The 11,548-nt window shown below is 70.9% G+C and carries 13 protein-coding genes; 6 read left to right on the top strand and 7 right to left on the bottom strand.

The features are described 5' to 3' along the window. Positions 1-61: 61 nt before the first annotated feature. Positions 62-1,531 (bottom strand): NsdA family TPR-like regulatory protein, encoded by a 1,470-nt coding sequence (locus tag JK359_RS04010; RefSeq protein WP_201831609.1) that lies wholly within the window; start codon positions 1,529-1,531, stop codon positions 62-64. Between the two features lie 240 nt (positions 1,532-1,771). On the opposite strand from JK359_RS04010, the gene lipB reads away from it, so the two are divergent. The 6 genes from lipB (at position 1,772) to JK359_RS03980 (ending at position 7,393) form a co-directional block, all read left to right on the top strand. Further along, positions 1,772-2,569, top strand: coding sequence for a lipoyl(octanoyl) transferase LipB (gene lipB / locus JK359_RS04005; RefSeq protein WP_201831607.1), 798 nt, complete (start codon positions 1,772-1,774; stop codon positions 2,567-2,569). A gap of 106 nt (positions 2,570-2,675) precedes the next feature. After that, positions 2,676-3,641, top strand: coding sequence for a lipoyl synthase (gene lipA, locus JK359_RS04000; RefSeq protein WP_201831605.1), 966 nt, complete (start codon positions 2,676-2,678; stop codon positions 3,639-3,641). Between the two features lie 231 nt (positions 3,642-3,872). Then, positions 3,873-4,070, top strand: coding sequence for an SCO2195 family GlnR-regulated protein (locus tag JK359_RS03995; protein WP_201831597.1), 198 nt, complete (start codon positions 3,873-3,875; stop codon positions 4,068-4,070). Positions 4,071-4,126: 56 nt separating this feature from the next. Then, positions 4,127-4,828, top strand: a complete 702-nt coding sequence (locus JK359_RS03990) for a DUF4191 domain-containing protein (RefSeq protein ID WP_201831596.1) — start codon at positions 4,127-4,129, stop codon at positions 4,826-4,828. Positions 4,829-5,199: 371 nt separating this feature from the next. Continuing rightward, entirely contained in the window at positions 5,200-6,285 is a 1,086-nt protein-coding gene (locus JK359_RS03985) for a right-handed parallel beta-helix repeat-containing protein (RefSeq protein WP_201831594.1), read from the top strand. A gap of 112 nt (positions 6,286-6,397) precedes the next feature. Then, a complete protein-coding gene (locus JK359_RS03980; protein ID WP_201831698.1) occupies positions 6,398-7,393 on the top strand; it encodes a methyltransferase in 996 nt (331 codons plus the stop codon). A gap of 76 nt (positions 7,394-7,469) precedes the next feature. On the opposite strand, the gene JK359_RS03975 is transcribed toward JK359_RS03980, so the two are convergent. From JK359_RS03975 to JK359_RS03950, 6 genes are read right to left on the bottom strand one after another with little or no spacing between them, the layout of a single operon-like run. Next, positions 7,470-7,802, bottom strand: a complete 333-nt coding sequence (locus JK359_RS03975) for a TcmI family type II polyketide cyclase (protein WP_201831592.1) — start codon at positions 7,800-7,802, stop codon at positions 7,470-7,472. Positions 7,803-7,823: 21 nt separating this feature from the next. Next, entirely contained in the window at positions 7,824-8,303 is a 480-nt protein-coding gene (locus JK359_RS03970; protein ID WP_201831590.1) for an SRPBCC family protein, read from the bottom strand. 1 nt (position 8,304) lies between these two features. After that, entirely contained in the window at positions 8,305-8,559 is a 255-nt protein-coding gene (locus tag JK359_RS03965) for an acyl carrier protein (RefSeq protein WP_201831588.1), read from the bottom strand. Between the two features lie 20 nt (positions 8,560-8,579). Next, positions 8,580-9,824 carry a beta-ketoacyl synthase N-terminal-like domain-containing protein gene (locus tag JK359_RS03960; RefSeq protein WP_201831586.1) on the bottom strand — a complete coding sequence of 415 codons (1,245 nt, stop codon included), beginning with the start codon at positions 9,822-9,824 and terminating at the stop codon, positions 8,580-8,582. Positions 9,825-9,834: 10 nt separating this feature from the next. After that, positions 9,835-11,094, bottom strand: coding sequence for a beta-ketoacyl-[acyl-carrier-protein] synthase family protein (locus JK359_RS03955; protein WP_201831585.1), 1,260 nt, complete (start codon positions 11,092-11,094; stop codon positions 9,835-9,837). After that, positions 11,091-11,522 carry a cupin domain-containing protein gene (locus tag JK359_RS03950; protein ID WP_307787943.1) on the bottom strand — a complete coding sequence of 144 codons (432 nt, stop codon included), beginning with the start codon at positions 11,520-11,522 and terminating at the stop codon, positions 11,091-11,093. The genes JK359_RS03955 and JK359_RS03950 overlap by 4 nt, the downstream gene beginning before the upstream one ends. Between the last annotated feature and the right edge of the window lie 26 nt (positions 11,523-11,548).

Below are 11,548 nucleotides of genomic sequence, written 5' to 3'. Positions count from 1 at the left end.
TTCACCGGGCACTGGTCTGGTCTCCGGCCTTCACCGGGCGCTGCTCGGCATGCGGGTGGCGTCAGCCCAGGGCGGCTACCTTCTCGCGGTAGCCGCGGACCGGTGCCGCGTCCTTGTAGGGCTCCAGGCGACGTTCGAACTCCCGCACGTACTCGATCGCGCGAGCGCTCCGCATCTCCGCAGCCTGGCCCGCCGCCTCCGCGGCCAGCAGGCAGGCCTGGTCGAGTTCGCCGAGCCCGAGGCGGGCGGTGGCGAGGACGAGTCGGCAGAACAGCCGGCTGCGGGCGTACGTGGGCGCCCGGAGCTGGAGGGAACGCTCGGCGTGCTGGGCGGCGGCCCGGAACTGCTGCAGATCCCGGTGGCAGTGTCCGAACTCGTCGGCGAGCTGCGCCTCGTCGAAGAACGCGGCCCAGTACGGCACCTCGTCCCCCGCCCGGGCCGCCTCCAGGGCGCGTTCGGCCCGGACGAGCGCCGCGGTGCACGCCCGCACCTCGCCCAGCACCCCGTGCGCCCGCGCCTCTGCGGCGTGCAGCAGCGCCTGCACGACCGGCGGAGCGCCCGTGCCCACGCCCTGCTGGGCGACCCGGGCCAGCTGCACGGCCTCCCTGCCGTGGCTGAGATAGACGGCCTGGCGGCTCATGGTGACCAGGACGAAGGAGCCGTACGCCCGGTCACCGGCCGCCTGGGCGAGCCGCAGGGCCTGCACGAAGTACCGCTGGGCGAGTCCGTGCGCGGCGATGTCGTACGACGTCCAGCCCGCCAGCCGGGTCAGATCGGCCGCGGCACCGAACAGGCGGCGGCCGGTCTGCTCGTCGTAGCTGCCGCGGAGCATCGGCTCGCACTCGTGCTCCAGGTAGCGCACCAGCGCCTGCCGGGCGTGGCCGCCGCCGAACCGGTCGTCCAGGGTGCGGAACAGCTCGCCCACCGAGCGCAGCGCGGCGATGTCACCGCCGGTGACCTTGTGACCGGGGGCCCGCTCCGAGTTCACCCGCACCCGCGGCGGCACCGGCAGCCCCGGCCGGAGCTGGGGCTTGGCCGCGCCGGGCCGGGCCTGCGCGGGCACCCGGGGCAGCGGCTCGCGGGCCACCCTGTCGTCGGGTTTGCCGATCAGCCAGTCCCGGCTCGGCACGACCAGCCCGGCCGGGGTGAACGCGATCTTGCGCAGCTCGGCGTGGCTGCCGGAGTCCTTGCGCCACAGCCCGCTGACGATGTCGACGGCCTCCTCGGGAGTGGCCGCGAACTCCAGCCCCGCGTACACCGGCGCGCACGCGTCCAGCCCGAGGTCCTGGGCGGTGAGCCGGCGCCCGAGCCGGCGGGTGAACACCTCGGCGATGAGGGCGGGGGTCGTGCCCCGTGGCTGCTGCCCGCGCAGCCAGCGGGTGACGGAGGTCTTGTCGTATCTGAGGTCCAGCCCGTGCTCCAGACCGAGCTGGTCGACGCGACGAGCCAGACCCGCGTTGGAGAACCCCGCTTCTGCGATGAGCGCGGCGAGCTGGCGGTTGGGGGTGCGCTGCGCGGGTCGGTCCGTCATCTGCGGTGCGGTCTCCTGCCTTCCGGGCCTCTGAAGTGCCCGGATTGCCTTTGAGCAGCCCTTATGGCCTCACGAACGGCGCGAATGTAGCGGAGAGTGAGCAGACGATCGCACACTTCGCTGCGCATTCATCCGATCGTGTGAGGAACGCCCTCCGGGCTGACGTAGGCCGGACGGACGTACAGTGACGTGGGCGCGTTACGTGCCTGACACACCGGTTCGCTGAGGGAGGCGCTTGCCGTGAGTGATTTGCGGTTCGTCCGTATGGGGTTCGGCGCGGACGCCGTCGACTACCAGGAGGCGTGGGACGAGCAGCGCCGGGTGCACGCGGCCCGGTTCGCCGACGAGGTCCCCGACACCGTGATCCTCCTGGAGCACCCCCCGGTGTACACGGCCGGCCGGCGCACCGAGGACAGCGAGCGCCCGCTGGACGGCACCCCGGTCATCGACGTGGACCGCGGCGGCAAGATCACCTGGCACGGCCCCGGCCAGCTGGTGGGCTATCCGATCCAGAAGCTGCCCCGCCCGGTGGACGTGGTCGCGCACGTACGGCGGCTGGAGGAGGCGATCATCCGCGCCTGCGCCGAGTTCGGTCTGGAGACCACCCGGGTGGAGGGCCGCAGCGGGGTGTGGGTGCTCGGCGACCCGGTCGAGCAGCGGCCGGCCCTCGGCGGGCTGTCCCTGGACTTCGACCCGCGGCTGCAGGACGAGGAGTTCGACCCCCGGCTGAACGGCCCCGAGTACGCCCCCTCCAACGCGGGCCAGCGGCGCGAGGACCGGAAGATCGCCCAGATCGGCATCCGCGTGGCCAAGGGCGTCACGATGCACGGCTTCTCGTTCAACGTGAACCCCGACATGAAGTGGTTCGACCGCATCATCCCGTGCGGCATCCGGGACGCGGGCGTCGCCTCCCTCGCGGCCGAGCTGGGCCGGGACATCACCATCGAGGAGGTCCTGCCGGTGATCGAGAAGCACCTGAAGGACATCCTGGAGAACGCGGACCTCAAGCCGCGGGAGATCGAGAAGGCCTCCGCCTGACCGGGGAATGCGCCCTGCGACGGAGAGGTTGATCTCCGGGGCGGGGCGCAATGAACACGGGCGTACCCTGGTGTGCGCCGAGGAATCAAAGCTTAGGGAGCCGGTCGTGTCCGCAGTCGCACCCGACGGACGCAAGATGCTGCGCCTGGAGGTCCGCAACAGCCAGACCCCCATCGAGCGCAAGCCCGAGTGGATCAAGACCCGGGCGAAAATGGGTCCCGAGTACACGAAGATGCAGAACCTCGTGAAGAGCGAGGGCCTGCACACGGTCTGCCAGGAAGCCGGCTGCCCGAACATCTACGAGTGCTGGGAGGACCGCGAGGCGACCTTCCTCATCGGCGGCGACCAGTGCACCCGGCGCTGCGACTTCTGCCAGATCGACACCGGCAAGCCCGAGGCGCTCGACCGTGACGAGCCGCGCCGCGTGGGTGAGTCCGTGGTCACCATGGACCTGAACTACGCCACCATCACCGGCGTCGCCCGTGACGACCTGGAGGACGGCGGTGCCTGGCTGTACGCCGAGACCGTGCGCCAGATCCACGCGCAGACGGCCGGCCGCGAGGGCGGCCGCACCAAGGTCGAGCTGCTGGCCCCCGACTTCAACGCGGTCCCCGAGCAGCTGGCCGAGGTCTTCGAGTCCCGCCCCGAGGTCTTCGCGCACAACGTCGAGACCGTCCCCCGGATCTTCAAGCGGATCCGCCCCGGCTTCCGCTACGAGCGCTCCCTGAAGGTGATCACCGAGGCCCGCGACTTCGGTCTGGTCACCAAGTCCAACCTGATCCTCGGTATGGGCGAGACCCGCGAGGAGATCAGCGAGGCGCTGAAGCAGCTGCACGACGCGGGCTGCGAGCTGGTCACCATCACCCAGTACCTGCGTCCGTCCGTGCGCCACCACCCGGTGGAGCGCTGGGTGAAGCCGCAGGAGTTCGTGGAGCTGAAGGAGGAGGCCGAGCAGATCGGCTTCTCCGGTGTGATGTCCGGCCCGCTGGTGCGGTCCTCGTACCGCGCCGGGCGGCTGTACCAGATGGCCGTCGAGAAGCGCGGGGACTACATCGCCGTCCAGGCGGTCTGAGCCCGGCGCGTGTGAATTCGCGCACAAGTGATTACTGGCCAGTAATGGCCGAGTCGACGCGGTCCCGACCGTCCTCGCTGATGAGGACGCCGTCCGGGCCGCGTTCGCGTTCCGGCTCGCCGCATCAAGGTTTCATCGGTGTTTGACCGCCCGGACACGCCCTGGTAACACCAATCAGTGACTCTGGTATCACGCCCCGTATCGCCATCGCTCCCAAGGGGGATCCCGATCATGCAGGCCGCGCCGGTTCGCGCCACCGCCATCCCGTCCTTCTCCGCCGCCCTGCGCGCCGTCGAGTCGCTGCTGATGAGCAGCGGCCAGCGCACCGCCCGCCGCAACGCCTGGACCTCCGTCCTGGAGGACCGCCGCCGGGCCAAGGACCGGGTCGAGGCCCAGCGGGTCCTGGACCGGGCCGCCGACCGCCCCTGACGTCCCGCCGGGCACTGCCGTCGTCTGCGCTTCCGGGGGCACGTAGACTTCGTGGCATGGCGAGGAAGGAAACCGCGGCGGACGCCGCGAACGCAGGGCGACTGAAGCAGATCGCCCTCACGTACAAGATGACCCGCAAGGCCGACAAGAAGATCGGTCTTGTACTCGCGGCCGTCGGCATCGGCACCTTCGGTGTCTTCCTCGCGATCGGCTTCTTGATCGACCACCCCTGGTACCTGGGCATCTTCGGCCTGCTGGTCGCCCTGCTGGGGACGGCGATCGTGTTCGGCCGCCGGGCCGAGCGGGCCGCGTTCGGCCAGATGGAGGGCCAGCCGGGTGCCGCGGCGGCCGTGCTGGACAACATCGGCCGGGGCTGGACCACCACTCCGGCGGTGGCGATGAACCGCAGCCAGGACATCGTGCACCGGGCGGTCGGCAAGGCCGGCATCGTGCTGATCGCCGAGGGCAACCCCAACCGGGTCAAGAGCCTGCTGGCGGCCGAGAAGAAGAAGATGAACCGCATCGTCGCGGACGTGCCGGTGCACGACCTGATCGTCGGCACCGGCGAGGGCCAGGTCGAGCTGAAGAAGCTCCGCACGACCATGCTGAAGCTGCCGCGGGTGCTGACCGGGCCGCAGGTGACCGCCACGAACGACCGGCTGCGGGCCATGGGGGACCTGATGAGCAACATGCCGTTGCCGAAGGGGCCCATGCCGAAGGGCATGAAGCTGCCGAAGGGTGGCCCTCGGGGGCGCTGAGCGCTCCGCTGCTGCCGGATCACAGCCCTGTGCCCGTTTCGGGTGCGGGGCTGTTGCGCTGTGCGGGTCGTGTCGCGCCGCGTCAGGTCGTCCGCCGTCCACCGTCCACCGCGCCGTCGTGGCCGGTCGCGCAGTTCCCCGCGCCCCTTGCGGGGCGCCGTCGTGGCCGGTCTCGTGGTTCCCCGCGCCCCTTGCGGGGCGCCGTCGTGGCCGGTCTCGTGGTTCCCCGCGCCTCTTTCGGGGCGCCGTCGTGGCCGGTCTCGTGGTTCCCCGCGCCTCTTTCGGGGCGCCGTCGTGGCCTGGCGTCGCTGACACGCCGCTGAATGGAGTATGCGGCCGTTGATCGGGCCTTGCGCTTCTAGCCTCGGCATGTGACAAAACGCCATATTTCATACCTCGCCTGCGCCACGACCCTCGTCGGTGCGTTCATCGGCGCGACCCCTGCGTCCGCCGCGCACCAGACCCTCATGGTGCGGCCGGGGCAGTCGATCCAGAAGGCGGTCAACGCCGCCAAGTCCGGTGACACGGTGCTCGTACTGGCCGGCACCTACCGGGAGAGCGTCACGGTGAAGACGCCGGGGCTGACGCTGCGCGGTGTGGGCCAGCGCACGGTGATCATGCCGCCCAAGAAGACCAAGTCCGCGACCGGTGGCACGAAGGCCTCCGTCACCTGCCTCGGGGCCGGCAACGGCATCTGCGTGGTCGGGGGCAAGAACAAGGCCCTGCGGGACGTCACCGTCGCCGACCTGAAGGTGACCGGGTTCGCCAAGACCGGTCTGTGGTCCATGGGCACCGACCGGCTGACCGTGGAGCACGTGACCGCGGACGGCAACGGCCAGTGGGGCATCGCCGAGGAACACTCCACCCGCGGGGTCTTCCGCGAGAACACCGCCCGCAGCAACGGGGACGCCGGCCTGTTCCTCGCCAACAACGTCAAGGCCGAGCAGGGCGCCAAGGACAGCAAGGGCGCTCTCGTCGAGGAGAACTACCTCGCGGACAACCGGATCGGCATCACCGTCCGCCGGCTGCGCAACCTCACCGTCACGCACAACTACGTCACCGCGAACTGCGCGGGCGTGTTCGTCGTCGGCGACGAGAACAAGCCGAAGGCGGGATCCATGACCGTCAGCGAGAACCTGGTCACGCAGAACAACAAGTACTGCAAGAAGACCGCCCGGCTGCCCTACCTGCAGGGCTCCGGCATCGTCCTGACCGGCACCGAGAAGACGCTCGTCATGGGGAACCGGGTCGTCGGGCACAAGGGCAAGTCCCCGCTGTCGGGCGGCATCGTCCTGTTCAAGAGCTTCGTGGGCGTCACGAGCGACAAGAACCGGGTCACGAGCAACCACCTGGAGAACAACTCCCCGGCGGACCTCGTCAACCAGGAAGCCACCAAGCGCAACAACGCCTTCGACGCCAACCACTGCCTGGTCTCCAAGCCCGCGGGGCTGTGCTGACCGGACGGCCGTAACCCACCCACGCAAGGAAGGAAGGCGGCACATGACCGCACCATCCCCCGAGGTCTCGGCACCGCACCAGGCGGCGGCACCCCCCACCCCTCCGCCCTCGATGCGGCTGCGCGAGCTGGTGTTCGGGGCGGCGTGTGCCGCCGCAGTCCGCGCCGCCGCCCGGCTGGGCGTGGCCGACGCGCTCGGCGACGCTCCCATGACCGCGGAAGGCCTGGCGGCCGCGGTGCACACCGAACCCAAGCCGCTGCGCCGGCTGCTGCGCGCCCTGTCGTGCTACGGCGTCTTCACCGAGCGGCCCGACGGGTCGTTCGCGCACACCGAGATGTCCCGGCTGCTGCGCGAGGACGACCCGAACAGCCTGCGGGCCATCGCCATGTGGTGCACCGAGCCGTGGACCTGGGACGCCTGGCCCCGGCTGGACGAGGCGGTGCGCACCGGGAAGAACGTCGTGGAGGACCTCTACGGCAAGGAGTTCTTCGACTACCTCAACGAGGACGCCCCCGAGTCCGCGGACGTCTTCAACCGGGCCATGACCCGTTCCAGCGAGCAGTCGGCGCGGGAGGTGGCGGCCCTGCTCGACCTGTCCGGCAGCCGCTCGGTCGCCGACCTCGGCGGCGGGCAGGGGCACGTGGTGGCCTGCCTGCTGGACAAGTACCCGGCCATGCGGGGCAGCCTGCTGGACCTGCCGCGGGTGGTGGAGAACGCCCTGCCGCGGCTGCGCGAGGGCGGCGACCTCGCGGACCGGATGCGGATCGTGCCCGGTGACATCCGCGAGTCCGTGCCGGTCGAGGCCGACGTCTACATCATCAAGAACATCCTGGAGTGGGACGACGAGTCCACCACCCGGCTGCTGGGCAACGTCGTCGAGGCGGGCGGCCCCGGCGCCCGGGTCGTGGTCATCGAGAACCTCGTCGACGACACCCCGTCGATGCGGTTCAGCACGGCGATGGACCTGCTGCTGCTCCTGAACGTGGGCGGGGCCAAGCACACCACCGACAGCATGGTCGCCCGGCTCACGGCCGCGGGCCTGACCGTCGGGGACATCCGGCCGGTGAACCCGTTCCTGCACGCGTTCGACTGCACGGTCTCCGTGTGAGCGACGCCCCCTCCGAGCACACCGGTGCCGGGTCCGCGTCCGACGCGGGCCCGGCACCGGTGGTCCGGACGGGGGATCAGGCGCCGGCGTCGCGCTCCCAGACGTAGAAGCGCTGTGCCATGGCGTCCTTCGGGGACCGCCAGGTCTCCGGGTCGTACGCGCTGACGTACGCCTGAAGTCGGTCGCTGACCTCCCTGAACTCCGGGTGCGAGGTGACCTTGGCGATGGCCGGTCCGGGCTCGCGCTCGGACTCGATGAGGTGCATGTACACATCGCCGAACTGGAAGAGGCTGCGCCGGACCACTCCGACGAGGTGCGGCAGCTCTCCCCGGTCGGACTCCGCGAACACCTTGGCGATGTCGGGGGCGGAGCCCGGGGCCATGCGGGCGACGATCAGGGCCTGGTGCACGGTCGTCTCCTGTCGTCCGGCTCAGTCGGCCAGGGCGGGGGCGGGCCGGTGACCGGCGGCCGCCTTCTCGATCTTGTCCCGGATCAGGGCCATCTGGATCTTGGAGTTCTTGTTGATGTTGTCGGTCATCCAGTCGTCGTCGACGGGGGCGTCCGGCTTCATCTCGAAGTCCTGGGTCCAGACCATCCGGGTGCCGCCGGGCACCTCCTCGTACTGCCAGTGGATGTTCATGTGGGCGAAGGGCCCGGTCTCCACCCGGCGTGCCGTGACGGTGAGCGAGTCGCGGTCCGGCTCACGCTCGGAGACCCAGCTCCACACGGTGCCGTTCTCGTCCGGGTGCATGGTCAGCCGGAACGTCGTCTTCCGGCCCTCGCGGGAGAGGACCTCGACGGACGCGTACTCGCTGAACAGCTGCGGCCACCGCTCCAGGTCGTTGGTCATGTCCCAGACCAGGTCGAGGGGGGCGGCGATGGTGATCTCGTTCCGGGTGTGTCCTGCCATATCAGGCTCCTGCCATCAGGGTGCTGTTGACGAGGTTCAGGAACTGCTGCGGTGTCTTGCAGCGCTCCGCGTCGACCGGCATCGGGGTGCCGTGCGTGTTCTCCAGTTCGCCGACGATGCCGAGCAGGCCCAGCGAGTCGACGCCGAGGACGTCGAAGCCGGTGTCGGGCTTGTCCTGGAGCTGCTGCGGGCTGACGGTGACCCCGGCGGCCTTCTTCATCAGCGCGGCGAGTTCTTCCAGGGTGATCTGGGGCATGTTCTCCTCCTTTGCTGTACTCACAGCGCGGTGCCGGCTCGCAGCACCAGCGCCGAGTTCGACCCCATGAGTCCACGGCTGAGGACCAGTGCCGTCCGTAGTTCGGCGACGCGGGCGCTGCCCGTCACGAGATCGAGGTCGTGGCAGACGTCGAAGACGTTCGGCGTCGGCGGGATCAGGCCGTGCTCCATCGCCAGCACGGCCGCCGCGGTGTCCAGCACGGGGGCCGCGCAGTACCCCCGGCCGATCCCGGTCTTCGGCGCGGTGACCGGGACCCGGGTGCCGTGCGCGCCGAGGGCGTCGGCGAGCGCCAGCGCCTCGGCCCGGTCGGCCTCCGGGACCCCGAGGGCGTCGGCGAAGACGACGTCGATCTCCTCGGGGGCGCAGTCGGCCTCCTGCAGTGCCTGCCGGACGGCGTGGGCGAGACCGTCCCGGGAGTCGTCCCACCGGGAGGCGCCGGTGAAGGTGGCTCCGTGTCCCGCGACGAGGGCCCGGAGGTCGGCGCCGCGTTCCCGGGCCGCGACCGCCGCCTCCACCACGAGCATGGCACCGCCTTCGGCCGGCACGAACCCGCAGGCGCCCTCCGTGAACGGGCGGTACGCCCGGGACGGGTCCTCCTCGCGGCTCAGCTCGTCGTAGCCGAGCTGGCACACCATCGAGTACGGCGCGAGCGGTGCCTCGGTGGAGCCGGCCACGATCACATCGGTGCCGCGCCGCACCGCCCGTGCCGCGTGGGCGAGGGCGTCCAGGCCGCCGGCCTCGTCGGAGGCGACGACCGAGCAGGGTCCCTTGAAGCCGCGGCGGATGGAGACCTGGCCGGTGCTCGCGGCGTAGAACCAGGCGATGGACTGGTAGGGGCCCACGAACCGGCTGCCCTTGCCCCACAGCTGCTGGAGTTCGCGCTGGCCGAACTCGCCGCCGCCGGAGCCGGCCGCGGTGACCACGCCGATGGAGTACGGCGCGTCGGGGATGTCGGCCAGCGCGAGCCGGGCGTCGTCCAGCGCGAAGTCGGCCGCGGCCATGGCGTAGTGCGTGAACCGGTCGGTCTGGACGAGGAAGCGCTCCTCGATCGTGGCCGCCGGCTCGAAGGCGCGGACCTCACCGGCCACCTTGAGGGGAAGGTGCTCGCAGCCCTCACGGGTGACCCTGTCGAGGACGCTGAGGCCCTCCAGGGTGGCCTTCCAGAAGGTGTCGGTGCTGGTGCCGTTGGGCGCGACCACCCCGATGCCGGTGACGGCCGCACGCCGGTCCTGTGGTTCGCTCATCGTGTTGTCCTCACTCCCTGGGCCGGGTCAGGATCACCGCTGACTGGAAGCCGCCGAATCCGCTGCCCACGGACAGCACGCTGGTCAGCTTGCGTTCGCGGGCGACCCGCGGGACGTAGTCCAGGTCGCATTCGGGGTCGGGGATCTCGTAGTTGGCGGTCGGCGGTACGACCTGCTTGGCGAGGGCCAGCACACAGGCGACCAGTTCGATGGCGCCGATCGCCCCGAGGGAGTGCCCCACCATCGATTTGATGGAGCTCATCGGGGTGTCGTAGGCGTGGTGGCCGAGGGCCCGCTTCACGGCCGCCGTCTCGTGGCGGTCGTTCTGCCGGGTGCCGGAGCCGTGCGCGTTGACGTAGTCGATCGCCGTCGGGTCGAGCCGGGCCTGGTCGAGGGCGGTGTCGATGGCCCGTGCCATTTCCAGGCCCTCCTTGGTCAGACCGGTCATGTGGTAGGCGTTGCCGAAGGTGGCGTAGCCGCCGAACTCGCAGTAGACGTGTGCACCGCGGGCCCGGGCGTGCTCCAGTTCCTCCAGGACGAGCACCGCGCCGCCCTCGCCCATGACGAAGCCGTCACGGTTGTTGTCGAAGGGCCGGGAGGCGTGCGCGGGGTCATCGTTGTTCGGCGACGTGGCCTTGATCGCGTCGAAGCAGGCCATGGTGATCGGGGATATGGGGGAGTCCGAGGCTCCCGCGATGCATATGTCGGCGCGGCCTTCCTGGACGGTGTGGAAGGCGTATCCGACGGCGTCCAGGCCGGAGGTGCAGCCGGTGGAGACGGTCTGCACCGGACCCTGGGCGCCGAAACGTTCCGCCACCGCGGAGGCCACGGTGCTCGGCGAGAACGCCCGGTGCAGCTGCGGCTCCGCCTCGGCGTGGTCGACGTCCCAGCGCTGCCCGCGATGGCTGACCAGGACGTAGTCGTGCTCCAGCCGGGTGGTGCCGCCGACGGCGGTGCCCACCGAGACACCGACCCGCCAGGGATCCTCCCGGGCGAGGTCGAGCCCGGAGTCCCGGACCGCCTCCTCGCCGGCGACCAGGGCGAACTGGATGTACCGGTCCGCCCGCTCGACCTGCTCGGCGTCCAGGCCGTACGCGGCGGGCTCGAAGTCGCACTCGGCGGCGATCCGGGACCTGAGCCCGGCCGGGTCGAAGAACGTGATGCCCCGCGTCGCGGTACGGCCGTCTGCGAGCAGGTCCCAGAAGGCCGGCACGCCGATCCCGCCCGGGGCCACGATGCCTATACCGGTGACCGCCACGCGCCGGCTCATGACCGGACCTGCTCCCGGCCGGCCGGCTCGGCGGCGACGGCCTCCGTCTCCTCCGTGTCGACGTGGCCGAGGCTCGGCCGCGGGGCCAGCGGCCCCAGGTGGAAGACGATCCGCGCCTCCACGTTGCCGACGTTGCGGAAGCGGTGCCGCATGTTGATGGGGATCATCAGGCCCTGCTCGGGCCGCAGCGGGTGCGGCTCGCCGTCCAGGTCCACCTCGAGCTGGCCGCAGACGACGTACACGAACTCCTCGGAGTACGGGTGGTAGTGCTCGCCGATGCGGTCGCCGGGGCTGATGATGGCCACGCCCATGAATCCGCTGGTGGACCCCACCGTGGCCGGGGTGAGCATGGCGCGCAGATCGCCGCCGCGCCGGGTGTTGGGCTCGACCTCGCTGAGGTCCACGATCTTCGGAAGGGGTTTGATCACGGCGTTCCTCCGTTGGTGTGCTGAGC

It is taken from the genome of Streptomyces actinomycinicus (genome assembly GCF_016741775.1).
GTDB classification, from domain to species: domain Bacteria; phylum Actinomycetota; class Actinomycetes; order Streptomycetales; family Streptomycetaceae; genus Streptomyces; species Streptomyces actinomycinicus.
This window is presented reverse-complemented; position numbering and strand designations above follow the sequence as displayed.